Origin of the sequence: Pedococcus sp., from assembly GCF_036554925.1 — a bacterium.
Lineage (GTDB): Bacteria > Actinomycetota > Actinomycetes > Actinomycetales > Dermatophilaceae > Pedococcus_A.
This window is the reverse complement of record NZ_DATBMI010000242.1, coordinates 1-25,820: the sequence shown is the minus strand read 5'-3', so window position 1 is coordinate 25,820 and position 25,820 is coordinate 1. Positions and strand designations below refer to the sequence as shown.

Annotated in this window: 23 protein-coding genes and 1 pseudogene; 10 read left to right on the top strand and 14 right to left on the bottom strand. The window is 70.6% G+C overall.

The annotated features are described in order from the left end of the window. Positions 1 to 90: 90 nt before the first annotated feature. The 4 genes from VIB11_RS17715 to VIB11_RS17700 are packed head-to-tail and all read left to right on the top strand — an operon-like array spanning position 91 to position 4,263. Positions 91 to 1,038 (top strand): branched-chain amino acid ABC transporter permease, encoded by a 948-nt coding sequence (locus VIB11_RS17715; RefSeq protein ID WP_332057390.1) that lies wholly within the window; start codon positions 91 to 93, stop codon positions 1,036 to 1,038. Beyond that, complete coding sequence (locus VIB11_RS17710; RefSeq protein ID WP_332057389.1) at positions 1,035 to 2,729, top strand: branched-chain amino acid ABC transporter permease; 1,695 nt, start codon at positions 1,035 to 1,037, stop codon at positions 2,727 to 2,729. The genes VIB11_RS17715 and VIB11_RS17710 overlap by 4 nt, the downstream gene beginning before the upstream one ends. Next, on the top strand, positions 2,726 to 3,553 hold the full coding sequence (locus VIB11_RS17705) for an ABC transporter ATP-binding protein (protein ID WP_332057388.1): 828 nt from the start codon (positions 2,726 to 2,728) through the stop codon (positions 3,551 to 3,553). Before VIB11_RS17710 ends, VIB11_RS17705 begins: the two co-directional genes overlap by 4 nt. Further along, on the top strand, positions 3,550 to 4,263 hold the full coding sequence (locus VIB11_RS17700) for an ABC transporter ATP-binding protein (RefSeq protein ID WP_332057387.1): 714 nt from the start codon (positions 3,550 to 3,552) through the stop codon (positions 4,261 to 4,263). The genes VIB11_RS17705 and VIB11_RS17700 overlap by 4 nt, the downstream gene beginning before the upstream one ends. Positions 4,264 to 4,395: 132 nt before the next feature. Here VIB11_RS17700 and uvrA read toward each other — a convergent pair whose 3' ends face one another. Further along, positions 4,396 to 7,584: an excinuclease ABC subunit UvrA gene (gene uvrA / locus VIB11_RS17695; RefSeq protein WP_332057386.1), complete on the bottom strand. Its 3,189-nt coding sequence runs from the start codon at positions 7,582 to 7,584 to the stop codon at positions 4,396 to 4,398. Positions 7,585 to 7,633: 49 nt separating this feature from the next. Here uvrA and VIB11_RS17690 point away from each other — a divergent pair, with 49 nt between their 5' ends. Both VIB11_RS17690 and VIB11_RS17685 read left to right on the top strand, forming a co-directional pair. After that, positions 7,634 to 9,457 carry a glycoside hydrolase family 15 protein gene (locus tag VIB11_RS17690; RefSeq protein WP_332057385.1) on the top strand — a complete coding sequence of 608 codons (1,824 nt, stop codon included), beginning with the start codon at positions 7,634 to 7,636 and terminating at the stop codon, positions 9,455 to 9,457. A 46-nt stretch (positions 9,458 to 9,503) separates the two neighbouring features. Further along, positions 9,504 to 10,214 (top strand): maleylpyruvate isomerase family mycothiol-dependent enzyme, encoded by a 711-nt coding sequence (locus VIB11_RS17685; protein ID WP_332057384.1) that lies wholly within the window; start codon positions 9,504 to 9,506, stop codon positions 10,212 to 10,214. A gap of 22 nt (positions 10,215 to 10,236) precedes the next feature. Here VIB11_RS17685 and VIB11_RS17680 read toward each other — a convergent pair whose 3' ends face one another. From VIB11_RS17680 to VIB11_RS17670, 3 genes are all read right to left on the bottom strand, one after another. Next, positions 10,237 to 10,920 carry a response regulator transcription factor gene (locus VIB11_RS17680; RefSeq protein WP_332057383.1) on the bottom strand — a complete coding sequence of 228 codons (684 nt, stop codon included), beginning with the start codon at positions 10,918 to 10,920 and terminating at the stop codon, positions 10,237 to 10,239. Between the two features lie 93 nt (positions 10,921 to 11,013). After that, on the bottom strand, positions 11,014 to 11,664 hold the full coding sequence (locus VIB11_RS17675; RefSeq protein ID WP_332057382.1) for a response regulator transcription factor: 651 nt from the start codon (positions 11,662 to 11,664) through the stop codon (positions 11,014 to 11,016). After that, positions 11,661 to 12,311, bottom strand: coding sequence for a HAMP domain-containing sensor histidine kinase (locus VIB11_RS17670; RefSeq protein WP_332057381.1), 651 nt, complete (start codon positions 12,309 to 12,311; stop codon positions 11,661 to 11,663). The genes VIB11_RS17675 and VIB11_RS17670 overlap by 4 nt, the downstream gene beginning before the upstream one ends. Positions 12,312 to 12,483: 172 nt before the next feature. On the opposite strand from VIB11_RS17670, the gene VIB11_RS17665 reads away from it, so the two are divergent. After that, positions 12,484 to 13,146, top strand: a complete 663-nt coding sequence (locus tag VIB11_RS17665; RefSeq protein WP_332057380.1) for an MBL fold metallo-hydrolase — start codon at positions 12,484 to 12,486, stop codon at positions 13,144 to 13,146. A 36-nt stretch (positions 13,147 to 13,182) separates the two neighbouring features. Then, positions 13,183 to 14,076 carry an EamA family transporter gene (locus VIB11_RS17660; protein ID WP_332057379.1) on the top strand — a complete coding sequence of 298 codons (894 nt, stop codon included), beginning with the start codon at positions 13,183 to 13,185 and terminating at the stop codon, positions 14,074 to 14,076. Here VIB11_RS17660 and VIB11_RS17655 read toward each other — a convergent pair. Further along, positions 14,065 to 15,054 carry a TerC family protein gene (locus VIB11_RS17655; protein WP_332057378.1) on the bottom strand — a complete coding sequence of 330 codons (990 nt, stop codon included), beginning with the start codon at positions 15,052 to 15,054 and terminating at the stop codon, positions 14,065 to 14,067. The two genes, VIB11_RS17660 and VIB11_RS17655, sit on opposite strands and share 12 nt — an antisense overlap. Before the next feature lie 321 nt (positions 15,055 to 15,375). On the opposite strand from VIB11_RS17655, the gene VIB11_RS17650 reads away from it, so the two are divergent. Beyond that, entirely contained in the window at positions 15,376 to 15,648 is a 273-nt protein-coding gene (locus VIB11_RS17650; RefSeq protein ID WP_332057377.1) for a DUF7218 family protein, read from the top strand. Positions 15,649 to 15,682: 34 nt separating this feature from the next. Here the strand turns inward: VIB11_RS17650 and VIB11_RS17645 are convergent, their stop codons facing one another. The 7 genes from VIB11_RS17645 to rpsA form a co-directional block, all read right to left on the bottom strand. Continuing rightward, positions 15,683 to 16,021, bottom strand: coding sequence for an MmcQ/YjbR family DNA-binding protein (locus VIB11_RS17645; RefSeq protein WP_332057376.1), 339 nt, complete (start codon positions 16,019 to 16,021; stop codon positions 15,683 to 15,685). Positions 16,022 to 16,052: 31 nt separating this feature from the next. Further along, complete coding sequence (gene uvrB / locus VIB11_RS17640; protein WP_332057375.1) at positions 16,053 to 18,164, bottom strand: excinuclease ABC subunit UvrB; 2,112 nt, start codon at positions 18,162 to 18,164, stop codon at positions 16,053 to 16,055. 201 nt (positions 18,165 to 18,365) lie between these two features. Continuing rightward, complete coding sequence (locus VIB11_RS17635; RefSeq protein ID WP_332057374.1) at positions 18,366 to 18,689, bottom strand: DUF202 domain-containing protein; 324 nt, start codon at positions 18,687 to 18,689, stop codon at positions 18,366 to 18,368. Between the two features lie 18 nt (positions 18,690 to 18,707). After that, positions 18,708 to 19,058, bottom strand: a complete 351-nt coding sequence (locus VIB11_RS17630) for a YidH family protein (protein WP_332057373.1) — start codon at positions 19,056 to 19,058, stop codon at positions 18,708 to 18,710. Between the two features lie 88 nt (positions 19,059 to 19,146). Beyond that, the gene (gene coaE / locus VIB11_RS17625) at positions 19,147 to 20,340 is read right to left on the bottom strand and encodes a dephospho-CoA kinase (protein WP_332057372.1); all 1,194 of its coding nucleotides are present in this window, start codon (positions 20,338 to 20,340) and stop codon (positions 19,147 to 19,149) included. 39 nt (positions 20,341 to 20,379) lie between these two features. Then, positions 20,380 to 20,859, bottom strand: a complete 480-nt coding sequence (locus VIB11_RS17620; RefSeq protein WP_332057371.1) for a PPOX class F420-dependent oxidoreductase — start codon at positions 20,857 to 20,859, stop codon at positions 20,380 to 20,382. A gap of 106 nt (positions 20,860 to 20,965) precedes the next feature. Continuing rightward, positions 20,966 to 22,453 carry a 30S ribosomal protein S1 gene (rpsA, locus tag VIB11_RS17615; RefSeq protein WP_332057370.1) on the bottom strand — a complete coding sequence of 496 codons (1,488 nt, stop codon included), beginning with the start codon at positions 22,451 to 22,453 and terminating at the stop codon, positions 20,966 to 20,968. Positions 22,454 to 22,630: 177 nt separating this feature from the next. Between rpsA and VIB11_RS17610 the strand changes: the two genes are divergently transcribed. Beyond that, complete coding sequence (locus tag VIB11_RS17610) at positions 22,631 to 23,446, top strand: class I SAM-dependent methyltransferase (protein ID WP_332057369.1); 816 nt, start codon at positions 22,631 to 22,633, stop codon at positions 23,444 to 23,446. A 23-nt stretch (positions 23,447 to 23,469) separates the two neighbouring features. On the opposite strand, the gene VIB11_RS17605 is transcribed toward VIB11_RS17610, so the two are convergent. Together VIB11_RS17605 and VIB11_RS17600 are read right to left on the bottom strand one after the other, a co-directional pair. Continuing rightward, positions 23,470 to 24,312: an alpha/beta hydrolase gene (locus VIB11_RS17605; RefSeq protein WP_332057368.1), complete on the bottom strand. Its 843-nt coding sequence runs from the start codon at positions 24,310 to 24,312 to the stop codon at positions 23,470 to 23,472. 238 nt (positions 24,313 to 24,550) lie between these two features. Beyond that, a pseudogene (locus tag VIB11_RS17600) lies at positions 24,551 to 25,820 on the bottom strand (hypothetical protein); the annotation flags it as partial.

The following is a 25,820-nucleotide window of genomic DNA, read 5'->3' as shown; positions in this document are numbered from 1 at the left end:
GCTGCATACCCCGACCCGTGACGCGGCAGACCGACAGGGCCACGAACCGCTAGGTTCTCTGTCTGCCACGTCGGACTCGAGGAGGTTTTCGTGGACCAGTTCGCCCAGCAGCTCGTGAACGGGCTGACCCTGGGTTCGCTCTACGCCCTGATCGCCGTCGGATACACCGTCGTCTACGGCATCGTGCAGCTGATCAACTTCGCCCACGGCGAGGTCTTCATGATCGGGGCGTTCGGAGCGCTCAGCACCTACCTGTTGCTTTTCGAGGGCCAGACAGCAGTCTGGATCCTGCCCTTCATGATCATCGGCGCGATGATCGCCTCGGTCGGCACGGCGGTGCTCATGGAGCGGGTCGCGTACCGGCCGCTGCGCAACGCGCCCCGGCTGGCACCGCTCATCACCGCCATCGGCATCTCGGTCTTCCTGCAGGAGTTCGTCCGGCTCTTCTACGACAAGGTCCCGGGCGCCGACTTCCCCAGCGCGAAGCAGCGGATCCCGTTCCCCCAGATCGACGTGGTCACCGGCCCGGCCCTGCAGTTCGGTGGCGTCACCATCGAGCGCGCCAGCTTCTTCACGGTCGGCTCGCTCGCCGTCTGCGCCGCCCTGCTGTGGTACTTCATCAACCGCACCAAGATGGGCCGCGGGATGCAGGCGGTGTCGCAGGACAAGGACACTGCCCGCCTGATGGGCATCAACGTCGACCGCGTCATCGTGGTCGCGTTCGCGGTCGGCGCCGTCCTCGCCGCTGTCGCCGGTGTCGCCCAGGGCTTCCAGAACAACAACATCAACTTCAAGATCGGCTTCCTTGCCGGCCTCAAGGCCTTCACGGCCGCGGTCCTCGGCGGCATCGGCAACATCGCGGGCGCCGTCGTCGGCGGCCTCGTGCTCGGTGTCACCGAGGCCATGGCCGTCCAGTTCATCCCGGGCCAGTTCGGGGGCAGCCCCTGGAAGGACGTCTGGGCCTTCGTTCTCCTCATCCTGGTGCTGGTCTTCCGGCCCCAGGGCCTCCTCGGAGCAAGGGTGGTGGACCGCGCATGATCCGCATTCCCAACATTCCGGACGACGTGCGAAACCAGCACGCCAGCAAGGGGTGGCCGGTCGCGCTGACGGGCACCATCCTGCTCATCGTCGGCTCCTTCCTGTCCTGGTGCTACGACAACCGCGTCCTGGGTGACCTGTCCCTGCGGGGTAACCCCGGCGGCCTCCAGATCCTGGCGATCATCCTCGGCCTCCTCGCGCTGGCGCTGCTCCTCACCGAGCGGGGCCCGCTGACCCGGCTGCACGACTGGGCCGACGCAGCACTGGGGCTGCGCGCCGTGGGCCTGTGGGCGCTGCTCTACATGGTCGGCGTCCTCATCGCGATCGCCTACGAGGCCGGCGGCCTGATCAACGTCAACGAGGGCGGCTGGATCTCCACGCTGGGGGCCCTGCTGCTCTTCGTCGGCGCGCACTTCATCCCCCAGCGCCAGCTCAACAACATGGCCAAGGCCAGGCTGAACTCCACGGTGGAGATCCTCATCATCGCGCTCAGCATGGCGGGCATCCTGTTCGGCGCCGCCTACGCCCTCAGCCGCGAGAACGCCTGGGAGTTCGTGCTGTTCCTCGTGTTCGCGGCCGGCCTGATCGCAGGGCTCGTGCGCTGCGGCTTCACGTCCTTCTTCGGGCACATCGCGACGCGCAACCGCAAGGTCCTCACCCTGGCGGCCTTCGCCGTGGCGTTCTTCTTCCCGTTCACCCAGCAGGGGTCGGACGCCAACATGTCGATCGCCACCCAGGTGCTGATCTTCGCGGCCACGGCGATGGGCCTGAACATCGTCGTCGGCCTCGCGGGCCTGCTCGACCTCGGGTACATCGCGTTTCTGGGTGCCGGTGCCTACGTCGCTGCGATGCTCTCGGGGTCGGCGTTCGCGACGCTCGAGCTGACCCCGCCCTTCTGGCTGGTGGTCATCATCGGCGCCGTGGTCTCCTCCTGCCTGGGCCTGATCATCGGCTCGCCGACGCTGCGGGTCTCGGGCGACTACCTGGCCATCGTGACCCTGGCGTTCGGTGAGATCTTCCGCCTCGCCATGTTCAACCTCGACGGCAACAACGGCCCGGACCTCACCAACGGCCCGAACGGCATCCCCGGCATCCCGGACCTCGAGATCGGCGGCTTCAACTTCGGCGAGACGCACACGGTTCTCGGGGTGCCACTGGGTCGCTTCTCGAACTACTACTTCCTGCTGCTGGTGCTGATCGGGTTCATCATCCTGGTCTTCTCCCGGCTCAACAACAGCCGGATCGGTCGCGGGTGGGTCGCCATCCGCGAGGACGAGCGGGCGGCCGAGGCCATGGGCGTCAACGTCTTCGGGCTCAAGCTTCTCGCCTTCGCCGGCGGCGCCTTCCTCGCCGGCATGGCGGGGACGGTCAAGGCCCACCAGGACGGCGCAGTCAGCCCGGACCAGTACATCTTCCTGGAGTCGGCGTTCCTGCTCGCCGCGATCGTCCTCGGCGGTATGGGCACCATCGCCGGCGTCCTGATCGGCGCGACCATCCTGAAGCTGCTGCCCGAGAAGCTGCGCTTCTTCAACGAGTACCGGCTGCTGCTCTTCGGTCTCACCCTCGTGCTGATGATGCGCTTCCGCCCCGAGGGCCTCGTGGCGAGCCAGCGGCGCCAGCTCGAGTTCCACGAAGAGGATGAGGAACTGGCCGAACTCGTCCAGAGCGAGCACCTGGAGGACGTCAAATGACCGCCACCGCGCAGACCCCCACCCGCGCCGAGGGGGACGGCCAGCCGCTCCTCGAGGCCAAGGGCGTCATCATGAGGTTCGGCGGGCTCGTGGCCGTCAACAACGTCGACCTCACGGTCAACGAGGGCGAGATCGTCGGCCTGATCGGGCCGAACGGCGCGGGCAAGACGACGTTCTTCAACTGCCTGACCGGCATGTACAAGCCCACGGAGGGCGCGGTACGCCTCGCCGGCGCGGAGCTGCCGCCGAAGCCGCGGGCGGTCGTCAGCGCCGGCATGGCCCGGACGTTCCAGAACATCCGCCTGTTCGGGAACATGACGGCCCTGGAGAACGTCATGGTCGGCCGCTACTGCCGGACCAGCGCGGGTGCGATCACGTCGGTCTTCCGCGGCCCGAAGTTCCGGCGGGAGGAGCAGGCCACGCGCGAGCGCGCGCAGGAGCTGCTCGACTTCGTCGGGCTGGGCAAGTCGACCGAGCTGCTCGCCCGCAACATGCCGTACGGCGACCAGCGTCGCCTCGAGATCGCGCGGGCGCTGGCGACCGACCCGAAGCTCATCCTGCTGGACGAGCCGACGGCCGGCATGAACCCGCAGGAGACCCGCCAGGCCAGCGACCTGATCTTCAAGATCCGCGACAACGGGCTGGCGGTCGTCGTCATCGAGCACGACATGCGCTTCATCTTCAACCTGTGCGACCGGGTGCTGTGCCTCGTCCGCGGCGAGACCCTCATCGAGGGCACGCCCGAGCAGGTGCAGTCCGACCCACGGGTCATCGAGGCGTACATCGGCGAACCGGAGACCCAGGAAGAGGAGGCGCAGGGGTGACCGCGATGCTGGAGGTCAAGGACCTCGAGGTCTCGTACGGCAAGATCAAGGCCGTCAAGAAGATCAGCTTCTCGGTCGACGAGGGCGAGGTCGTCACGCTGATCGGCACCAACGGAGCCGGCAAGACGACGACGCTGCGCACCATCTCGGGGCTGCTCAAGCCGTCGGGCGGTGAGATCACGTTCCAGGGCAAGCGCATCGACGCGATGCCCGCGCACGAGATCGTCATGCTGGGTCTCGCCCACTCCCCCGAGGGCCGGCGGATCTTCCCGCGGCTCTCGGTGGAGGAGAACCTGCTGCTCGGCGCCTTCGCCCGCAAGGACCGCGGGATCGCCGACGACCTGAAGGCGGCGTACGAGCTGTTCCCGATCCTCGGTGAGCGCAGCAAGCAGCCTGCGGGGACGTTCTCCGGTGGTGAGCAGCAGATGCTGGCGATGGGCCGGGCGATGATGAGCCGTCCCAAGCTGCTGATGCTCGACGAGCCGTCGATGGGTCTCTCGCCGCTGATGATGAAGAAGATCATGAGCACGGTGCGGACCCTGCAGAGCCAGGGCACGACCATCCTGCTCGTCGAGCAGAACGCCCAGGCGGCGTTGAGCCTGGCCAACCACGGCTACGTCCTCGAGGTCGGCAAGATCGTCCTCAAGGGCACCGGCAAGGAGCTGCTCACCAGCGACGAGGTGCGCAAGGCCTACCTGGGCGAGGACTAGACGGGGTCCGCACTCCCGGCGTGACCGAGCCGGTGTGCCGCCCACGCGGCATACCGGCTCGGTCGTGACACACGCACACCGAGGCCCCCGTGGGACACACGGGGCCCCGTCGTGAAGGCAGGTCAGGTCCGGTCAGCCCGACGGCTTCCTGGCCGCGGCCTTCTTCGCAGGGGTCTTCTTCGCAGGGGTCTTCTTCGCAGGGGTCTTCTTCGCGGCAGCCCTCGCTGCTGCGCTCGTCGCCGATGCCGTCTTCGCCGTCGCGGCCTTCCCCGTCGTCTCCTTCCTCGTCGTGGCCTTCGCCGCGGCGGTGCGCTTGCCTACGGGGCTCTTCGCAGCGGTCTTCTTCACCGCAGGCCCCCGAGGGGCCGACTGCGTCGCCCTGGCCCCGGTGGGGCGGTGCGGCGTGCGGGCGCTCCTCTCCAGCACCGGCGCGAGGAACCTCCCGGTGTGGCTCTCGAACACCTCCGCGACCTCCTCGGGGGTGCCCTCGGCGATGACCCGGCCGCCACCGCTGCCGCCCTCGGGGCCCATGTCGACGATCCAGTCGGCGTTCTTGATGACGTCGAGGTTGTGCTCGATGACGATCACGGTGTTGCCCTTGTCGACGAGACCCTGGAGCACCAGCAGCAGCTTGCGGATGTCCTCGAAGTGCAGGCCGGTCGTGGGCTCGTCCAGGACGTAGATCGTGCGCCCGGTGGAGCGCTTCTGCAGCTCGCTCGCGAGCTTGACCCGCTGCGCCTCACCACCGGAGAGGGTCGGCGCCGGCTGGCCGAGCCGGACGTACCCGAGCCCGACGTCGTTGAGCGTCTTCATGTGCCGGGCGATGGCCGGCACGGCCGCGAAGAACTCGGCGGCCTCCTCGATCGGCATGTCGAGGACGTCGGCGATCGTCCTGCCCTTGAAGTGGACCTCGAGCGTCTCCCGGTTGTAGCGGGCGCCGTGGCAGACCTCGCACGGGACGTAGACGTCCGGCAGGAAGTTCATCTCGATCTTGAGCGTGCCGTCGCCGGAGCAGGAGTCGCAGCGGCCGCCCTTGACGTTGAACGAGAAGCGCCCCGGCATGTAGCCGCGGATCTTGGCCTCCGTCGTCTCCGCGAACAGCTTGCGGATGCTGTCGAAGACGCCGGTGTACGTCGCGGGGTTGGACCGGGGGGTGCGCCCGATCGGGCTCTGGTCGACGTGCACGACCTTGTCGAGGTGCTCGAGCCCCGTCACCGTCTTGTGCCGGCCGGGCACGTGCCGCGCGCCGTTCAGCTTGTTGGCGAGGACGTTGTACAGGATGTCGTTGACGAGGGTGGACTTCCCGGAGCCGGAGACGCCGGTGACGGCGACCAGGGTGCCGAGCGGGAAGCTCACGTCGACCGCGCTGAGGTTGTGCTCGCGCGCGCCCACGACGGTCACCTCGCGGCCCTTCTCCGGTGGGCGGCGCACCGCGGGCACGGGGATCTCCAGCCGGCCCGAGAGGTACTTGCCGGTCATCGAGTCGGGGTGCTCGAGGAGGCCCTGCACGGGCCCGGAGTGGACGACCTTGCCTCCGTGCTCCCCGGCCCCGGGGCCGATGTCGACCACCCAGTCCGCCGTGGCGATGGTGTCCTCGTCGTGCTCGACGACGATCAGGGTGTTGCCCAGGTCGCGCAGCCGGGTCAGCGTCTCGATGAGCCGGTGGTTGTCGCGCTGGTGGAGACCGATGCTCGGCTCGTCGAGGACGTACAGGACGCCGACGAGGCCGGAGCCGATCTGCGTCGCGAGGCGGATCCGCTGCGCCTCACCGCCGGAGAGGGTGCCGGCCGGCCGGTCGAGCGAGAGGTAGTCGAGGCCGACGTCGAGGAGGAACCCGAGCCGGGCGTCGATCTCCTTGATCACCCGCTCGGCGATCTGCCGCTCGCGGGCGGTGAAGTCGACCTCCTTGAGGAACTTCGCGCAGTCCGCGATGGCCAGGGCGCAGATGTCCGAGATGCTCTGGCCTCCGACGAGTACCGCCAGCGACTCGGGCTTCAGCCGCGAGCCCTTGCACTCGGGGCACGGCACCTCGCGCATGAAGCCCTCGTAGCGCTCCCGGCTCCACTCCGAGTCGGTCTCCGCGTGCCGGCGCTTGACGAAGGGAACGACGCCCTCGAAGCCCGTGGTGTAGGCACGCTCCCGGCCGTACCGGTTGCGGTAGCGGACATGGACCTTGTAGTTCTGGCCGTACAGCAGGGCCTCCTTGGCCCGCTCGGGCAGCGAGTGCCACGGCGCGTCCATGGAGAACTTCAGGTCGTCCGCGAGGGCGGTGATGACGCGCTGGAAGTACTCGGCCGAGCCGCTGCCCTGCGACCACGGAGCGATGGCGCCCTGGGCGATGGAGAGGTCGTCGTCGGGGATGAGCAGCTCCGGGTCGACCTCCAGCTCCGTGCCGAGCCCGGTGCACTTGGGGCACGCGCCGAACGGGCTGTTGAACGAGAACGAGCGCGGCTCGACCTCGTCCATCGCCAGCGGGTGGTCGTTGGGGCAGGCCATCCGCTCCGAGAAGCGCCGCTCGCGCTCGGGGTCGTCGGCGTCACGGTCGACGAAGTCGACGACCAGCACACCGCCGGCCAGGCCGAGGGCGGTCTCCACCGAGTCGGTCAGCCGGCGCTTGGCGCCGGCGTCGCCGCCCTTGGCCACCAGGCGGTCGACGACGACGTCGATGGTGTGCTTGACCTGCTTCTCCAGCTTGGGCGGCTCGGTGAGCGAGACCACCTCGCCGTCCACCCGGGCGCGGGCGAAGCCCTTGCTCTGCAGCTCCGTGAAGAGGTCGACGTACTCGCCCTTGCGGGCGCGCACCACGGGTGCCAGCACCTGGAACCGGGTGCGCTCAGGCAGCTCGAGGAGGCGGTCGACGATCTGCTGCGGCGACTGCCGGGTGATCGGCTCTCCGCAGGTGGGGCAGTGCGGTCGCCCGGCCCGGGCGAACAGCAGGCGGAGGTAGTCGTAGACCTCGGTGATGGTGCCGACGGTCGAGCGCGGGTTGCGGTTGGTGGACTTCTGGTCGATCGACACGGCGGGCGAGAGCCCCTCGATGAAGTCGACGTCCGGCTTGTCCATCTGCCCCAGGAACTGCCGGGCGTAGGCCGACAGCGACTCGACGTACCGGCGCTGCCCCTCGGCGAAGATCGTGTCGAAGGCCAGCGAGGACTTGCCCGACCCGGAGAGACCGGTGAAGACGACGAGGCTGTCACGCGGCAGCTCGACCGAGATGTCCTTGAGGTTGTGCTCACGGGCCCCACGCACGACGAGGTGGTCGTGCTGGGGCCGGGGCGCGGAGGACGGGCGGGTGGGGGGGACAGCAGTCACGCCGATCATGCTATGTGCCACCCCTGACAGGCGCCGCATCGCGGCATACCGTGGGCGGATGGCCACACCGATCGAGGAGTATGCCGTGCTGGGGGACACGGAGACAGCGGCCCTGGTGAGCAGGCAGGGCTCCATCGACTGGCTGTGCCTCCCCCGCTTCGACTCGCCTGCGTGCTTCGCCGCCCTGCTCGGTACGCCTGAGCACGGCCGGTGGCTGCTCGGGCCTGCGGGCCCGGCGCGCAGCACGCGCCGCTACCTCGACAGCTCGTTCGTGCTCGAGACCATCCACGAGACGGACACCGGGGCGGTCCGGGTGGTCGACCTCATGCCCCTCGGCGACGGCCGGGCCGACGTCATCCGCCGCGTCGAGGGGCTGCGCGGCACCGTCCGGATGCGCCACGAGTGGGTCGTGCGCTTCGGCTACGGCAAGGTCCGGCCCTGGGTGGCCCACTCCCCCGGCCACCGCCTCGACACGGACGTCATCACGGCGATCGCCGGGCCGGACATGCTGGTCTTCCGCGGGTCCCGGCTGCCCCACCGCCACGACGGCCACCACGAGGACGAGTTCGAGGTGGCGGCGGGCGAGCGGCACACCTTCACCACCACGTGGTTCAAGTCGTACAAGGCCATCCCGCCGCCGCTGCACATCGACGCCCAGATCGCCGCGACCCTGCGTCGCTCGAACGAGTGGGCCGCCCACTGCGACTACGAGGGTCCCTACCGCGAGCAGGTCGTCCGGTCGCTCCTCACGCTGCGGCTGCTGACCGACTCGCGCTACGGAGGGATCGTCGCCGCCCCGACGACGAGCCTCCCGGAGGACGTCGGTGGCGTCCGGAACTGGGACTACCGGTACTGCTGGCTGCGCGACGCCTCCCTCACCCTCGAGGCCTTCCTCGCCTCCGGCTACCTCGCCGAGACCCGGCTGTGGCGCAACTGGCTGCTCCGCGCCGTCGCGGGCGACCCCCAGGACCTGCAGATCATGTACCGGGTCGACGGCTCCCGCGAGCTTCCCGAGCGGGAGCTGGAGCACCTGCCCGGGTATGCGGCGTCGAAGCCCGTCCGCGTCGGGAACGGCGCCGTCGGGCAGCGCCAGACCGACGTGCTGGGCGAGGTCATGATCGCCCTCGAGGAGGCGCGGCGCCGAGGCCTCGAGAACGACCCGCAGTCCTGGGCGATGCAACGAGCCCTGGTGGCCGAGCTCGCGACCCACTGGGACGACCCCGACCACGGCCTCTGGGAGATCCGCGGGCCGCTGCGCCACTTCACCCACTCCCGGCTCATGGTCTGGGCCGCGTTCGACCGGGCCGTCGAGGCCGTCGAGGACCACGGGCTGGAGGGGCCCGTGGAGCAGTGGCGCGAGCTGCGCGCGACGGTGCGCGCGGAGATCCTCGCCAAGGGGTTCAGCGAGGAGCGCAACTCCTTCACCCAGCACTACGACACCACAGAGGTCGACGCCTCGCTCCTGCTCATCCCCATCGTCGGGTTCCTGCCGGCGGGCGACCCGCGCGTGCTCGGGACGATCGGGGCCATCGAGCAGGACCTGATGCGCGACGGCCTGCTCCTTCGCTACCGCACCGAGAGCGGTGTCGACGGCCTGGCCGGCGACGAGCACCCCTTCCTCGCCTGCTCGTGGTGGCTCGTGAGCGCCTATGCCATGTGCGGGATGGTCGAGAAGGCCCGGGCCCTGATGGACCGCCTCGTCGGCCTGCTGAACGACGTGGGCCTCGCCGCCGAGGAGTACGACCCGGTGCGGGGCCACATGGTCGGGAACTTCCCGCAGGCGTTCTCCCACCTGACGCTCATCGGCGCGGCCCACGCCCTGGCCGAGGCGGAGCGTCGAGGCACGGCCCACGCCGGGCAGCAGATCCCGAGCCGAGGTTGAGACCCAACGCCCACAACCACGGTCGGGGCCCGCTAGCGTCGGCGCCATGACCACCACGACCTCCCTCCAGGGCGACATCGCGGCCGTCGAGGCCGCGACCACCGAGCTCATGGCCACCGCCCGACGGCTGGCCGACGCCGACATCGAGGCTCCGTCGCTCTGCGACGGCTGGACGCGTGGCCACGTGCTCGCGCACCTGTCACGCAACGCCGACGCGATCGGCCGCCTGGTCCGGTGGGCGGTGACCGGGGAGCGCCACGAGATGTACCCGGGGGGCCCCGGTGCACGGGATGCCGAGATCGCGGCCGGCGCCCACCGCGGGGCCGAGGAGCAGCTCAGAGACCTCACCTCGTCCGCGCAGGAGCTGGCCGACCGCCTCCCCAGCCTCGCCCACGGCATCGTGGTCCCCGAGGTCGAGGGCCGCGGCGGCGTCACCATGGTCGCCGCCGACCTGCCGTTCATGCGGCTGCGGGAGGTGGTGTTCCACCACGTCGACCTGGACGCCGGGTACTCCTTCGACGACGTCGACGGCGAGCTGCTGGCCAGGTTCATCGCCGACGCGCTGCGCCGTCTGGGCGGGGACGCCGAGACCTCGGGCTTCACGGTCCGCACCGCCGAGGGCGACGAGTGGACGTTCGGCGACGGCGGTGTCTCGGTCGCCGGCACGCGCGCAGGCGTGCTGCTGTGGCTCGCCCGGCGGGTGCCGGACCGCATCGACGTGGACGGCCCGCCTCCGGAGCTGCCGCGAGGCGCCTGACCGTCGCCCGACGGCCCGACCGTCAGCCGACGCGGGCCTGGATGCTGCTCGAGCCGGTCACGCCGGCCCGGCGGGCGATGGCGACGGCCGCGAGCGCGGAGTGCACCTTGAGCTTGTGCAGGATGCTCTGCACGTGGGTCCGCACCGTGTTGGGCGAGACGTGCAGCAGCTCGCCGATCTCGTTGCGCGACATCCCCTCCACCAGACAGCCGAGCACGTCGAGCTCCCGCTGGGTGAGGCTGCGGATGCCCTCTGCCTCCGAGACCGTCGCCTGCGGCTGGCCGGAGAGCGAGACCAGCACCTGGGTGAGCAGGGCGGCCGGGATGTGCGTCTCGCCGCGGGCCACGCCGCGCAAGGCGGTGGTGAGCGCGTCGATGGTCCCCACCTTGCTGACCCAGCCCCGGACGCCGAGCTGCACCGCCTCGAGCACCTGCCCGCCCCCGTCGAGTCCCGTCACCACGACGACGCCCGTGCTGGGCCACCGCCGGAGGATCTCGGCGCCGAGCGCCAAGCCGTCCTCGCCCGCGAGGGCGAGGTCGAGGGTGACGACGTCACACGGGGTGGCCGCCAGCACCGCGAGGGCCTGCTCCGAGGTGGTCGCCCGGCCCACCACGTCGAAGTCCGGGTCGTCCGACAGCCGGACGGCAAGGGCGTCGACGAACACCTGGTGGTCGTCGACGATGACGACGCGGATCGGCTTCTGCATGTGCCTAGCGTGCCGTCTGCCGTCGGGTGCGTAACCCTGCCCCGGTTCGATACCGCCCTACGTCAATCGGATGACAGAGCGGCTGATGCCGGGTCATCGCATGTGGGCCGGCCACGTCTCGACCGAGCCGTGCGCCGCCATGAGCGCTGCCGCCTGGAGTCGAGAGTGCACGCCGAGCTTGGTGAGCAGGTTCTGCACGTGCGTGCGTGCCGTGCTTCGCTGCACCCCGAGCGTCTCTGCCATCTGCTCGGTCGTCAGGCCCTCCATGATGCAGCGCATGACCTCCCACTCACGGTCGGTCAGGAACTGCAGCGCCCAGAGGGGGTCGTCGCTCGGCTTGCGGGTCCGCAGCGCTTGCTGCAGGAGACCGGCGTCGACGGCGACGTGGCCGTTGACCGCCTGGGTGAGCTTCTCGATGATCTCGGCGATCGGCTTCTCCTTGCCGACGTAGCCCGAGGCGCCCTCGGCGATCGCCCGGCCGACCACGGCGTGGTCGGCCGCTGCCGACAACATGACGATGCGGGTCGCCGGACTCGCCTCGCGGATCTCCGAGATCGCCGTCAGGCTCGAGCCGCCCGGGAAGTTCACGTCCAGCAGGACCACCTCCGGCCGGTGGAACCGGGCTGCCTCGACGGCGTCCTCGGGCGACGACACCAGTGCAACGACCTCGTGTCCGTGCTCGCGCAGGGCAAGCCCCAGCGCCTCGAGCAGCAGACGGTGGTCGTCGCAGACAACCAGCCTCATGACGCCACCGGCTCGCGGCTGGACAGGGGCCCGGCGGCGCGGTGCAGGCTGATGTCTGCGACCGCTCCTCCCCGAACGCCCGACCTGAGCCGGAACGAGCCGTTGCACGCAGCGATCATCGCGCGGGTCGTGGTGAGCCCCAACGAGGTCCGTGAGGCGATCTTGCCCAGCCCCGGGCCGTCATCCGTGACGGTGACGTGCACGCTGCCGCGCTCCTGGTGGACCAGGACATCCACGCGGCCGTCCGTGCCGGCGGCGCGGATCGCGTTGTCGAGCACGCACCCCAGGGCGCGGGCCAGGGCGATCGGTCGCGCCCAGGCGGTCGGGTCACCCAGCACGCCGAGGCTGATCTCGCAGTCGGCGGTGGGTCGGGCGCGCAGCACCGCCAGACGAGCGATGGAGGCCACATCGACCTCCATCACCTCGTCCTCGGCGGCGTCGCAGAGCACGGTGTCCACGAGCTGGCTCAACCACTGAGCCTGGTCCATGATCACCTGGAGCTTGCGGTCGACATCGCCGTCCCCCGAGCCCGAGAGCAGAAGAATGGCGGCCAGTGGCTGGCGCAGGTCGTGGCATAGCGCGCGAATCGGGTCGATGTCCAAGGCTGGTGCGCTTGAACGTGGCAGGCCTTCAGCGAGAGCGGTCATGTGCGTTCCTCACCCAACTTCACGGCCGGTGCGTCAGCACCCCCTGCTGGCACTCCCCCGCCGTGACTGCTCCAAAGTAGGTCCGCCGAATTCCGCGCGACAATAGTCAATCGGGACTACACCATTGGCCTGAGCGGTGCCCCTTCCGGAGGAGGAATGCAAGATGGGTGGTATGTCCTACACCGGAGCCGTCCACCCTGGCGGGCCCGCAGACGTTCGCACCCTGACGCACGCCAGTATCCGCAAACTGGCCGTCTCGGCCATGTCCAACAACGTCTACCTCGTCACGTGCGAGGCCACCGGCGCGCAGCTGCTCATCGATGCGGCGGACGACGCCCCTCGGTGCCTGGCACTCGTGGACGAGGGCACCGGCCGCCTCGACCTGGTCGTCACGACGCACCAGCACTGGGACCACCACCGCGCCCTGCACGATGTCGTCGCCGCCACCGGCGCCCCGACCGCCGCCGGCGCGGAGGACGCCAGCGGGCTGCCCGTCCCACCCGACCGCCTGCTCAGGCAGGGCGACCAGCTCCGGGTCGGCGAGCTGGTGCTCGACGTCATCCACCTGCGCGGGCACACGCAGGGGTCCGTGGCGCTGGCCCTCAACGAGCCGAAAGGGCGCACCCATCTCTTCACCGGCGACTCGCTCTTCCCCGGCGGAGTCGGCAACACCAAGAACCCGGGGCAGAGCTTCGAGTCGCTGATCGAGGACGTCACCACCCGGGTGTTCGACGTCTACGGGGACGACACCTGGGTCTATCCCGGGCACGGCGACGACACCACACTGGGGGCCGAACGCCCCCACCTCCCGGAGTGGCGACAGCGCGGCTGGTGACCGGCGCGCCTCGGCACCGTGGCTACGGTGGGGCCCGTGACCCGCGACTCCTCCGTCACCCGCGCCTCCTCCTTGCCCGCTCCGGCGCTGGTCCTCGCCGCCGTGGTGTCGGTCCAGTTCGGCGGTGCGCTGGCCGCCACGTTGGTCCCGAAGATCGGCGCGCCCGGCTCGGTGACCCTGCGCCTGCTGTTCGCGACCCTCGTGCTCGGCGCGTTCGCGCGCCCTCGCCTGCGGGGTCACTCCACACGGGCGTGGCGGACCGTGGTGGCGTTCGGCCTGGCGCTGGGCCTGATGAACCTCGCCTTCTACGCCTCGCTCGAGCGGTTGCCGATCGGGGTCGCGGTGACGATCGAGTTCCTCGGCCCCCTGACCCTGGCCACGGTGCTGTCCCGGCGGGCTCGCGACCTCGTGGCCGTGGCCGCGGCCGGGGTGGGGGTGCTCCTGATCTCCGAGGCGCTCACCGTCCCCCTCGCGGAGCTGAACTGGACGGGGCTGGCCCTGGCCGCCGCGGCGGGCGCCTGCTGGGCGGCCTACATCGTCCTCAGCGGGCGCACGGGGGCCGAGTTCGACCAGCTCGACGGCCTCGCCATCGCCATGGCCGTGGCGCTGGTCGTGGTGCTGACGTTCGGGCTGCCCACCGTCCCGCTGTGGACCGCGAGCATCATCGCCACCGGGTTCGGGATCGCGATGCTGTCGTCCGTCATCCCCTACTCCCTCGAGCTGCTGGCCCTGCGCCGGCTCAGCGCGCGCGTGTTCGGGGTCCTGCTCAGCCTCGAGCCGGCCGCCGCAGCCCTGGCCGGCTTCCTCGTCCTGGACCAGCGGCTGACCACGCAACAGCTGGCCGGGATGGTCCTCGTGGTGCTGGCCAGCGCCCTGGTCATGGGCGCCGGCCAGCGCAAGGGCGCGGCAGCAGCGGCCTCAGCGGGCTGAGGAGTCGACCCGGGCGTCCCGACGGGTCTTCATCAGGCTGGCGACCGTGGTGACGCCGAGGATGACGACGATCGCGCCGAGGGAGACAGCGATCGGCACCTCCGGCACCGGCACGTGCTCACCACCGTTGATGAACGGCAGCTCGTTCTCGTGCAGGGCGTGCAGCAGCAGCTTGACGCCGATGAACGCCAACAGGACCGCGAGGCCCAGGCTCAGGTAGACGAGGCGCTTGAGCAGGCCACCGATGAGGAAGTACAGCTGGCGCAGGCCCATCAGGGCGAACAGGTTGGCCGTGAGGACCAGGTACGGCTCCTTGGTCAGGCCGTAGATCGCCGGGATCGAGTCAAGGGCGAACAGCAGGTCCGTGGTACCCAGCGCGAGGATGACGAAGAACATCGGGGTGGCCAGGCGCTTCGCGTCGACACGCGTGAAGAGCTTGGTGCCGTGGTACTCCTGCGTGGCCGGGAACCGGTGCTCCATGTAGCGCATGAAGCGGTTCTCCTCGTACTCGTCGTCGTCCGTCTCGCCTTCCCGAGCCAGCTTCACCGCCGTCCAGATGAGGAACGCGCCGAACAGGTAGAAGACCCACGAGAAGTTGTTGATGGCCGCCGCGCCGAGAGCGATGAAGATGCCGCGCAGGACGATGGCGATGACGATGCCGATCATCAGCGCCGACTGCTGGTACTTCTCCGGCACGGCGAACTTGGCCATGATCAGCAGGAAGATGAAGAGGTTGTCGACGGACAACGAGTACTCGGTGAGCCAGCCGGCGAAGTACTCCCCGGCGAACTTGCCGCCGGCGAAGTACCAGACACCGAGGCCGAAGAGGATCGCCGCCCCGACGTAGACGCTCAGCGCCGTCGAGACCTCCCGGGTCGTGGGGACGTGGGGCTTGCGGGCGATGACGAAGATGTCGATCGCGAACACGATGACGGCCAGCCCGATGGTGGTCAGCCACACCCAGGTGGGGACGTTCACAGGACGGAGTCCTTCCGGTCACATTCCGTGGCCGGAGGTCTCTCCCGCCCCTGTCTGGCGGACCGGCTCCCCGGGCCGTCCGCGCGCAGAGCGCCGGTCGGCCGTGATGACGAGGACACCGCGTGGGGATACTCCCCTCCGTTGGTCCCGGCGATTGTCCCAGACGCCGGCGAGGCACTCCAAACCGGGCGCCCCGAGCGGTGGGTGCACCCCGCGCTCCCAGGGCTGGGCGGCGGGTTCTCCCCCGGGGTCCCCGACGTGCAGGACACCGCAAGCCGGGGTAGGAAGTGAGGATCAGCCCAGCTCGCGGAGGGAGTGCTCATGCCTGCGAAGAAAAGCCCCGGTCCCAGCGTGAAGGACCCCGAGCTCTACGAGAAGCTGCGCGGGGACGGAGCCTCCAAGGAGAAGGCGGCGCGGATCGCCAACGCCGCCGCCGGCTCTTCGAGGTCGGCCGTCGGGCGCAGGGGCGGCAAGAGCGGCGACTACGAGGACTGGACGGTCGGCGAGCTGCGCCGCCGCGCCCGCGACATCGGGATCAGGGGACGCTCGACGATGACCAAGGCCGAGCTGATCACCGCCCTGCGCAACCACTGACGAGGCACGGGCCCGACGCGCGCCCGGCTGGCCGCTAGGTGGGGCGGCGGGACCGGGGCAGCTTGGCGACGACCATGGCGTACGAGTCGTCGACAGCCTCCCGGATCTCCCCGTCGGGGATCGCACCGTCGATGCGCAGGGTGTTCCACCCGGACCGGCCGATGTAGGCCATCACGCTGGCGTCCTCGGGGTACTGCAGCAGCCACTCGTCGGCCTCGGCGCGGCTCGCGCCGCTCTTGACGCCGACCGTCGTGCCGCCCATGAAGGCGAAGATCTTGTCCCCGACCTTCGCCACGTGGTCGCCCTCCCACGGCTGGTCCTCCCACGCTCCCGGCTTCGCGAGGCAGTGGGCGCGCAGCTCCTCGGGCGTCACCGTGCCGCACCCGGGGCTGGACGGCCCACGGTCACTTCGTGGCCTCGCTCATCTGGCGGAGCTCCTTCTTGAGGTCCCCGATCTCGTCGCGCAGCCGGGCCGCAAGCTCGAAGTGCAGGTCCGCCGCGGCCTGGTGCATCTGCGTTGAGAGCTCCTGGATGAGGTTCGCCAGGTCGCTCGCGGGCAGGTCCTTGAGGCGTCCGGCGGCGACTCCGGCGTCGGCCTGCACCGTGCCGCGCCCACCGCGGCCGCCGCCGCTCTTCCCGCGGGACTGCGAACGGCCCGACCCCATCAGCGTCTCGGTGTCGGCATCCTCCCGCTGCAGCATGTCGGTGATGTCGGCGATCTTCTTGCGCAGCGGCTGCGGGTCGATGCCGGCCTCGAGGTTGTAGGCCATCTGCTTCTCGCGGCGGCGCTGGGTCTCCTCGATGGCCTCCTGCATCGACGGGGTGACCTTGTCGGCGTACATGTGGACCTGGCCGGACACGTTGCGGGCCGCGCGGCCGATCGTCTGGATGAGCGAGCGCGCCGATCGCAGGAAGCCTTCCTTGTCGGCATCGAGGATGCTCACCAGCGAGACCTCGGGCAGGTCGAGGCCCTCGCGCAGGAGGTTGATGCCCACCAGGACGTCGAACTCCCCGAGCCGCAGCTCGCGGAGCAGCTCGACGCGACGCAGGGTGTCGATGTCGGAGTGGAGGTACCGCACCCGCACGCCCTTGTCGAGGAGGTAGTCGGTGAGGTCCTCGGCCATCTTCTTGGTCAGGGTGGTCACGAGGACGCGCTCGTTCTTCTCGACCCGGGTGTTGATCTCGTGCAGCAGGTCGTCGATCTGCCCCTTGGTCGGCTTGAGGACGACCTCGGGGTCGACGAGCCCGGTGGGCCGGATGATCTGCTCGACCACGCCCTTGGACTGCGCGAGCTCGTAGGGCCCCGGGGTCGCCGAGAGGTAGACGGTCTGGCCGATCCGCTCGAGGAACTCCTCCCACCGCAGCGGGCGGTTGTCCATCGCCGAGGGCAGCCGGAACCCGTGGTCGACCAGGGTGCGCTTGCGGGACATGTCGCCCTCGTACATCGCACCGATCTGCGGCACCGTGACGTGCGACTCGTCGATGACGAGCAGGAAGTCCTCCGGGAAGTAGTCGAGGAGACAGTTCGGCGCGGAGCCCCGGGCGCGGCCGTCGATGTGCAACGAGTAGTTCTCGATGCCGGAGCACGAACCGACCTGGCGCATCATCTCGATGTCGTAGGTGGTGCGCATGCGCAGCCGCTGGGCCTCGAGCATCTTGCCCTGCTTCTCGAACGCCGCGAGCTGGTCGGCGAGCTCGAGCTCGATGCCGCGGATCGCCCGCTCCATCCGCTCCGGGCCGGCGACGTAGTGCGAGGCGGGGAAGACGTACATCTCCTCCTCCTCGCGGACGATCTCGCCGGACAGGGGGTGCAGGGTGTAGATGCGCTCGATCTCGTCGCCGAAGAACTCGATGCGGACGGCGAGCTCCTCGTAGACCGGGATGATCTCGACGGTGTCGCCGCGCACGCGGAACGTGCCACGGGTGAAGGCGAGGTCGTTGCGGGTGTACTGCATCTGCACGAACCGCCGCAGCAGCTCGTCGCGGTCGACCTCCATGCCCACCTTGAGCCGGGCCATCCGGTCGACGTACTCCTGGGGCGTGCCCAGGCCGTAGATGCACGAGACCGACGCGACGACGATGACGTCGCGCCGGGTCAGCAGCGAGTTGGTCGCGCTGTGCCGGAGCCGCTCCACCTCGTCGTTGATCGAGGAGTCCTTCTCGATGTAGGTGTCCGTCTGTGGGACGTACGCCTCGGGCTGGTAGTAGTCGTAGTACGAGACGAAGTACTCGACGGCGTTGTGGGGCATCAGCTCGCGGAACTCGTTGGCCAGCTGGGCGGCCAGCGTCTTGTTGGGCGCCATCACGAGGGTGGGGCGCTGAACCTGCTCGACGAGCCATGCCGTGGTCGCCGACTTGCCGGTGCCCGTCGCCCCGAGGAGGACGACGTCCTTCTCGCCCGCGTTGATCCGGCGGGCCAGCTCGGTGATCGCGGCGGGCTGGTCACCCGCGGGGCTGAACTCGGACTCGACCGTGAACGGAGCCACGGTGCGCTGGAGGTCAGTCGTGGGACGCATACCCCAACCGTAAGCCCCACTGCCGACAGCGCACCGCGGCGCGCTCCTCGTCGCGGACGGCTCGGAGCCGTTGTCCTCGGCCCCTCGAGCTCGGTCTGGGCGCTGGGCCGATCGTCCTGGGCATGGTCGCCCAGGCAGGCGGACTCCCCTGCTCCCTCACCGGCGCTGCCGCGGTGGCACTGACGACGGGGGACCTCTCGCTCAGGTGGTGACGTCGTACAGCGCCATCGCGATGCCACCGACGGCCCCGGCGAGCGTCACCGCCGCCACCCGCAGGATCATCGGGTACGGCGAGTAGCCGCGGGTGTCGTCGCGCAGCTCGGCGAACCTGCGGTGCACGTCGAGCAGCAGCCACGCACCGGCGATCGCCCCACCGGCCACCACCGCGACGATCCACCAGGCCCCCAGCCGTGCGCCCACCACCATCAGCGGCACGAGCAGCAGGATGGCGATGATCGCGGTCCGCTGCCAGGCCAGGGCCGTGCGCTCCGGCTGCAGGGCCTGCCTTTCCGGGATCAGGCCCATGGCCCGGTCACGCCCCGGTCATGGCCCGGCCACCTCGACGAGGGCGAGGACCAGCGTGAGGGCGGCGAGGAGCACGACGCCGGCGGCCAGCACGAACAGCGACCGCGGCGCCGGCAGCGGCTGCCGCAGGCGCAGGGCTCGCTCCACCTTGGCCCAGCTGAGGACGGCGCGCACCGCCAGCGCTCCCCCACCGGCGCAGGACGCGGCGCCGACGAGCGGTGCCCAGCGCGGCATGTCGGCCAGGGTCGCCACCGAGATCAGGGCGACTCCACCGGCCACCAGGGCCAGGGCGGTACGCATCCACGCCAGCGACGTCCGCTCGTTGGCCATCGAGAACCGCGGGTCGGGCTCGTCCCCCAGCCCGTACACGCTGTCCGGCTTCCGGACGTGCCCCTGGTGCTGGCCCTGGTGCTGGCCTTGGTGCTGGCCTTGGTGTTGGCCCTGGTGATGGCTCTGGTCACCCACGGGGCGGCTCCCAGCTGCTCTGCTCGGCCCACTTCCCTGCACGCTCGTGGATGCTGTCGAACCACGGCTCCTTGGCCTCGGCATACGCGCTGACCCCCACGCCGGTGGCCGCGAGCCGGGCCTTCTCCGCGGCATACTCGGCGCAGGCGACCGGGTCTGCCCGCAGCCAGTCGCGGAACAGCAGCGCCCACCGCCAGCCCGGGCTGCCCACCTCTCGCACGTGCAGGTGGACGGGCCGGCCGGGGTCGGCCGCAGCGTGGAACCGCTTGGGCCAGGTGCCACCGCCCTTGGGGTTGTCACCACGGGGGGCGTCAACCGGGCGGGGGAAACCCGCCCGCGCGAGCCGGTCGAGCAGCGCAGGGTCGTCCGCGTGCCGCAGCTCGGCGACCCCCACCTGCAGGTCGATGACGTCCTTGGCCACGAGTCCGTGGACCGCCGTGCTCCCGATGTGGTCGGCCGTCACCAGGGTGTCGCCGAAGGCGACGCGCAGCCGCTCCAGCAGACGCCGGGCCTGAGCGGGCCACGTGGGGTCGGACGGTCGCAGCACGAGGTCGTCGGAGCGTTCCGCTCGTATGCCGTGGCGCACGTTGTGCTCGAAGGGCACCAGCCGGTCGTGCCAGAGGGCGTCGACGGCCTTCCGGAGCTCGTCGGTCGTGCCGGAGTTGTCCAGCCACACGTCGGCCGCGGCCCGGCGCTCCTCGTCGCCCGCCTGCGCCGCGATCCGACCCAGGACGTCGTCCTCGGCCATACCGCGATGCTGCATCAGCCGGCGGACGCGGGTCCGCTCGTCGGCGCCGACGATGACGACCATGTGGTAGCCGGGGCCGAGGCCCTTCTCGACGAGGAGCGGCACGTCGTGCACGACGATGGCGTCGGCCGGCGCGGAGGCGACCAGCTCGCGCGTGCGCTCCGCGATGCGCGGGTGGGTGATGCCCTCCAGGTCACGGCGAGCCGCCGCGTCGGTGAAGACGAGCGCGCCGAGGGCGGCGCGGTTGAGGGCGCCGTCGTCGTCGAGGACGTCGTCGCCGAACCGCTCGACGATGGCGGCGAGGCCGTCCGAGCCGGGCGCCACCACGGCGCGGGCCAGGTCGTCGGCGTCGATCACGATCGCCCCGAGCTCTGAGAACCGTTGCGCGACAGTCGATTTCCCAGACCCGATGCCCCCTGAGAGGCCGACGCGCAACATGGACGCCACTCTAGCGCCAGGGACGCGACGACCGCCGCGTCACGAGGGCCGGGCTCCGTCGGCGAGCCGCGCCGGGAACCCACCGGTGGCGATGGGTGACCAGCGCGTCGGCGTGACCCGCAGGATCGACTTGCCCTGGTCGAGCATCGCCTGGCGGTACTCGTCCCAGTCCGGGTGCTCGCCCGAGATGCACCGGAAGTACTCGACCAGCGGCTCCACCGAGTCCGGCGCGTCGATGACCTCGCAGTCGCCGTCGACCTGCACCCACGCCCCGCCGAAGTCGTCGGAGAGCACCAGGACGCTGACCTGCGGGCTGCGGCGCGCGTTCACGGTCTTCGCCCGCTCCGGGTAGGTCGAGATGACGATACGGCCGGACTCGTCCACGCCGCCCGTGACGGGCGAGGCTTGCGGGCGGCCGTCCGACCGCTGGGTGATCACCAGCATCTGGTGGCGCGGCCGGACGAAGTCGAGCACGCCCTCGAGGTCGACAGTGGTAGTGGTCGCGATGCTGCGGGGCATGCCGACATCCTCACACGAGGGGTGCCCGGCCGCCGGGGACGACGGAGGCCCGGCCCCCTTTCCGGGGACCGGGCCTCGCGGCATACCTGCGAGTGCAGGCGATGCGTCAGTTGCCGGTGAGCTTCTCGCGCAGGGCGGCCAGCGCCTCGTCGGAGGCGAGGGTGCCCTCGGAGGAAGGGGCGCTCGGGCGGCCGGCGCCCTCCTCCGCGGAACCGGAGTCCGAGGAGTAGGACGTCGAGGTACCGGCGCCAGCAGCGGCCTCGGCGTCGGCCTTCGTCGCGGCCTCCACCTGGGCCTTGTGGGCCTCCCAGCGGGCGTGGGCCTCGGCGTACTGCTTCTCCCACTTCTCACGCTGGGCGTCGAAGCCCTCGAGCCACTCGTTGGTCTCCGGGTCGAAGCCCTCGGGGTACTTGTAGTTGCCCTGCTCGTCGTACTCGGCGGCCATGCCGTACAGCGTCGGGTCGAACTCGGCGACCGGGGCGCTCTCGTCGTTGGCCTGCTTGAGGGACAGCGAGATGCGGCGACGCTCGAGGTCGATGTCGATGACCTTGACGAAGATCTCGTTGCCGACGGTGACGACCTGCTCCGGCAGCTCCACGTGGCGCTCGGCCAGCTCGGAGATGTGGACCAGGCCCTCGATGCCGTCGTCGACGCGCACGAACGCACCGAACGGGACGAGCTTGGTGACCTTGCCCGGCACGACCTGGCCGATCGCGTGGGTCCGGGCGAAGTGCTGCCACGGGTCCTCCTGGGTCGCCTTCAGCGACAGGGAGACACGCTCGCGGTCCATGTCGACGTCCAGGACCTCGACGGTGACCTCGTTGCCGACCTCGACGACCTCGGACGGGTGGTCGATGTGCTTCCAGGACAGCTCGGACACGTGGACCAGGCCGTCGACACCGCCGAGGTCGACGAACGCACCGAAGTTGACGATCGACGACACGACACCGGAGCGGACCTGCCCCTTCTGGAGCTCCTTGAGGAACGTGGTGCGGACCTCGGACTGGGTCTGCTCGAGCCACGCGCGGCGCGACAGGACCACGTTGTTGCGGTTCTTGTCGAGCTCGATGATCTTGGCCTCGATCTCCTTGCCGACGTACGGCTGGAGGTCGCGGACACGGCGCATCTCGACGAGCGACGCCGGGAGGAAGCCCCGCAGGCCGATGTCGAGGATGAGACCACCCTTGACGACCTCGATGACGGTGCCGGTGACGACGCCGTCCTCCTCCTTGATCTTCTCGATCGTGCCCCAGGCGCGCTCGTACTGCGCACGCTTCTTGGACAGGATCAGACGGCCTTCCTTGTCCTCCTTCTGGAGGACCAGGGCCTCGACCTCGTCGCCGACGGCAACGACCTCGGACGGGTCGACGTCGTGCTTGATGGACAGCTCACGCGAGGGGATGACGCCCTCGGTCTTGTAGCCGATGTCGAGCAGGACCTCGTCCCGGTCGACCTTGACGATGCGACCCTCGACGATGTCGCCGTCGTTGAAGTCCTTGATGGTCGCGTCGATCGCGGCAAGGAGGTCTTCCTCAGTGCCAATGTCGTTGATGGCGATCTGAGGGGCGGTCTTCTCGACCGTGCTGGCAGTCATGTAGTAGGAACTCCGATTGTGGACAGTGAGACGGTGGGCGGCCGGCAGGCCGGACACCCTGGGTGGGTGATGTCAGGCACGCGCCCGCGCCGGGGCACGGACACGCAAAAGCGAGCACACTGAGGTGCTGCCCCAGACTACCGACGCCGTCGGCATCAGGTCAAAACCGCGAGAGGTATGCCGTTGAGCGAGTTTGCGCAGGTCAGCCGCCGGATGGCGGGTGACGAGGAGACCGCGGCGGCCAACCGGTCCTGGTGGGACGCCGAGGCGGGCGAGTACTACGCGGAGCACGGGGCCTTCCTCGGCGACGCCGATTTCGTCTGGGGTCCCGAGGGCTGGCGGGAGTCCGAGCTCGGGCTCCTGGGCGAGGTGTCCGGCCGCAGGGTGCTCGAGATCGGTGCGGGGGCGGGCCAGTGCGCGCGTTGGCTGGCCGGCCAGGGGGCGGTGGTCGTGGCGTCGGACCTCTCGATCGGCATGCTCAGGACCGGGGTGAACCTCAACCAGAGGGTGAGCGACCCGCGCCTGGCCGTGCCGCTCGTGCAGTGCGACGCGCTGGAGCTCCCGTTCGCCGACGCCACGTTCGACGCGGTGTTCACCTCCTACGGCGCCGTGCCCTTCGTCAGCGACTCCGACGGCCTCGTGCGCGAGGCCGCGCGGGTGCTGCGCCCCGGGGGGCGTCTGGTCTTCTCGACCACCCACCCGTTCCGCTGGGCCTTCCCCGACGACCCGGGCCCCGGCGGACTGACCGTCACCCAGTCGTACTTCGACCGCACGCCCTACGTCGAGGCCGACTCCGACGGCGAGGCGACCTACGTGGAGCACCACCGCACCCTCGGCGACCGCGTCCGCGACATCGCTGCGGCGGGGCTGGTCCTGGCCGACCTCGTCGAGCCCGAGTGGCCGGAGCGCAACGAGGAGACGTGGGGTGGTTGGTCTCCCCTGCGTGGCCGCCTCGTCCCCGGGACGGCGATCTTCGTCTGCACCAAGCCGTAACGCCCAGCGCCCGCCCGGCGACCTCAGTCGCGGTCGAGGAAGGCCAGCACGTCGCGGCCGACCCGTCGGTGGCTCACGGTCCCCCCGTGGCCGACCCCGGGGTACAGGATCACCTGGCCCCGCGGCATGCCGTGGGCGGTCTCACGGAAGAGGTCGGCACCGTAGAAGGCGTCGCGCTCTCCCCCGACGACCAGGGTGGGCGTCTCGATCGAGCCCAGGCGCGCGGTGACGTCGAACGCGTCCTCGGCGCGGAGCGTGGCGAGCAGGTCGGGGTCGCGATGGCCCACCACCAGCCCCGGCAGGAGCCAGCCCAGTGCGCCGGAGAGCCGCGCCACCGCCGGTCCTCCCGCGGTCAGGGTCATCAGCTCGGCGCCTGCGCGCCGGCGGTCGCCGTGCTCCAGAGCGGCCAGCACCCGGCGCTGGCCGGACCGGCCGCCGGCGCCGAGCCGGCAGGCGGACGCGACCAGCGCCAGGCGGTTGACCAGCTCGGGGTGGTCCGCCACCAGCTGGAGCGCGACGCTGCCACCGGTCGAGACGCCCACGACGTCGATCGGCTCCTCGCCCCACTCGCGCAGGGCGACGGCGTAGTCGGCCGCGATGTCGGACATCGTCGCGCCGGGCGCGAGCCCGCGGCGCCGTCCGACCCACCAGACCTGGCGCTGGTCGGCATACGGCCTCATCTGGTGCAGCGCGAAGCGGCGCGTCGACCCGCGGGGCGGAGCGTGGTCGGGGGTCAGACCGGGCAGGAAGAGCAGTGGCGGGCCGGAGCCGAGCGACAGGCTTGCCATGCCGTCACCGGGCAGCGTCATCCGTGGTGCCCGGCCCTGTCGCCCCTGCTCGTCATGGATGCCACGGTAGGTGGGCACGGGAGGCGCCACCATCGTCCGATGTGCCCCCCACTGATCAGCCGTTTCGGCACAGTTGCCGCGAACCCGGACGTGTCGTCGCCCGGCACCCACCACGACGAACGGGGCGGCCCGCAGGCCGCCCCGTTCCGGCCCCGACGGCGACGCCCCGTGTGGCAGCACGGGTGCCGGATCCGGCGGACAACCCGGCGCGGGGTGGCCCGGCTGGGCCACCCCGCGCTGGTTGGTGCGAGGAGGACTACAGGAAGCGGCGACGCAGGAACGCCGCACCACCTGCGAGGCCGAAGATCGCCAGGGCCCCGGCGGACCGGCCAAGGTTGCGCGATCCCTCGCCAGTCATGCCGGCGAGCTCGAACGAGTAGGCGGTCACGCCTGCTGCGTCAGCGGGGGCCCCGTAAGCCATGCCCTCGGTCTTGGCCCGCTCGGCACCTGCCTCGATGAGGGCGTACTTCTGGCCGTAGTCGGCCGCGGTCGACTTCCCCGCTTCGACCAGCTTCTGCGTTCCCTCGTCAGACAGACGCTGGGCACCATCCTCGAGCTTCGGCGCGCCGCCGGCGGCCTCCTCGAGCCCGTCGGCGATCTTGCCTGAACCGTCCGCAGCGTCTCCCAGGCCATCGGACAGCTGGCCCGCACCGTGGGACAGCTGGCCCGCGCCGTCGTCGAGCTTGCCTGCACCATCCGCGAGCTCGCCGAGACCCTCGTCGAGCTGGCCCGCGCCATCCGCAAGCTCGCCCGAGCCGGCCGCCAGCTCGTCGGCGCCCGCACCCAGCTGGTCCAGGCCGTCGAGCAGGGTCATCCCGCCTTCGCCGATCAGGTCGACACCGCCCATGAGCCCGTGGACCCCACCGCGCAGGGTCTCGTCCTCAGGCAGGTCGTCCGCGTCGCCGACCCCACCCTGCACGTTGGTGACGACACCGTTCACCAGTTGCGTCACGCCGGCGTCGAGCGCTCCGAGACCTTGCACCAGGCCAGGCTTCGAGGCGTCGCACACCGGAAGCGTCTCGTTGCTCAGGCCGCACTGGACCTTGACCAGGCCCACAACCGCGTCAGACAGCTTCGACTTCAGCGTGCCGAGTCCACCCGAGACCTGCCCCAGGCCACCCGAGACCTGGCCCAGGCCCGCCGAGGCGGCTCCGGTGTTCTCGCGCAGCTTGCTCTCGACGGCTGCGGCCACACCCATCACCGTCTGCGCGCACATTGGGTCAGCCGCGCAGGCGGGCACGGAACCGATCGAGGTGATGGCGGCTTCGGCCTGGTCGATGCTCCCGTCGGCGGCGAGCGCGGCATCCAGACCCGCCTTGACCTGGTCGACGCCCGCCCTTGACTGGTCTGTCCCACCCTTGAGCTGGTCAACGCTGCCACCGGCCGTCGTCGCGGCGGACAGGCCTGCACGGACCTGGTCGACGCCGTAGAGCAGCGTGTCGGCGGACTCGGCGTCACCGAGGCCCGCGAGCAGCTTTCCGACGCCGTCGTGCAGTGGCTGTGCCTTCTTCGGGAGGGAGCCGATC

Bases quoted from the DNA above. Each gene is read 5' to 3' on its own strand.
- VIB11_RS17710 (WP_332057389.1), top strand. From the start codon at position 1,035: ATGATCCGCATTCCCAACATTCCGGACGACGTGCGAAACCAGCACGCC.
- VIB11_RS17705 (WP_332057388.1), top strand. From the start codon at position 2,726: ATGACCGCCACCGCGCAGACCCCCACCCGCGCCGAGGGGGACGGCCAG.
- uvrA (WP_332057386.1), bottom strand. From the start codon at position 7,584: ATGATCGGCGTGACTGCTGTCCCCCCCACCCGCCCGTCCTCCGCGCCC.
- VIB11_RS17690 (WP_332057385.1), top strand. From the start codon at position 7,634: ATGGCCACACCGATCGAGGAGTATGCCGTGCTGGGGGACACGGAGACA.
- VIB11_RS17685 (WP_332057384.1), top strand. From the start codon at position 9,504: ATGACCACCACGACCTCCCTCCAGGGCGACATCGCGGCCGTCGAGGCC.
- VIB11_RS17680 (WP_332057383.1), bottom strand. From the start codon at position 10,920: ATGCAGAAGCCGATCCGCGTCGTCATCGTCGACGACCACCAGGTGTTC.
- VIB11_RS17675 (WP_332057382.1), bottom strand. From the start codon at position 11,664: ATGAGGCTGGTTGTCTGCGACGACCACCGTCTGCTGCTCGAGGCGCTG.
- VIB11_RS17670 (WP_332057381.1), bottom strand. From the start codon at position 12,311: ATGACCGCTCTCGCTGAAGGCCTGCCACGTTCAAGCGCACCAGCCTTG.
- VIB11_RS17665 (WP_332057380.1), top strand. From the start codon at position 12,484: ATGTCCTACACCGGAGCCGTCCACCCTGGCGGGCCCGCAGACGTTCGC.
- VIB11_RS17650 (WP_332057377.1), top strand. From the start codon at position 15,376: ATGCCTGCGAAGAAAAGCCCCGGTCCCAGCGTGAAGGACCCCGAGCTC.
- uvrB (WP_332057375.1), bottom strand. From the start codon at position 18,164: ATGCGTCCCACGACTGACCTCCAGCGCACCGTGGCTCCGTTCACGGTC.
- VIB11_RS17635 (WP_332057374.1), bottom strand. From the start codon at position 18,689: ATGGGCCTGATCCCGGAAAGGCAGGCCCTGCAGCCGGAGCGCACGGCC.
- coaE (WP_332057372.1), bottom strand. From the start codon at position 20,340: ATGTTGCGCGTCGGCCTCTCAGGGGGCATCGGGTCTGGGAAATCGACT.
- VIB11_RS17620 (WP_332057371.1), bottom strand. From the start codon at position 20,859: ATGCCCCGCAGCATCGCGACCACTACCACTGTCGACCTCGAGGGCGTG.
- rpsA (WP_332057370.1), bottom strand. From the start codon at position 22,453: ATGACTGCCAGCACGGTCGAGAAGACCGCCCCTCAGATCGCCATCAAC.
- VIB11_RS17610 (WP_332057369.1), top strand. From the start codon at position 22,631: ATGCCGTTGAGCGAGTTTGCGCAGGTCAGCCGCCGGATGGCGGGTGAC.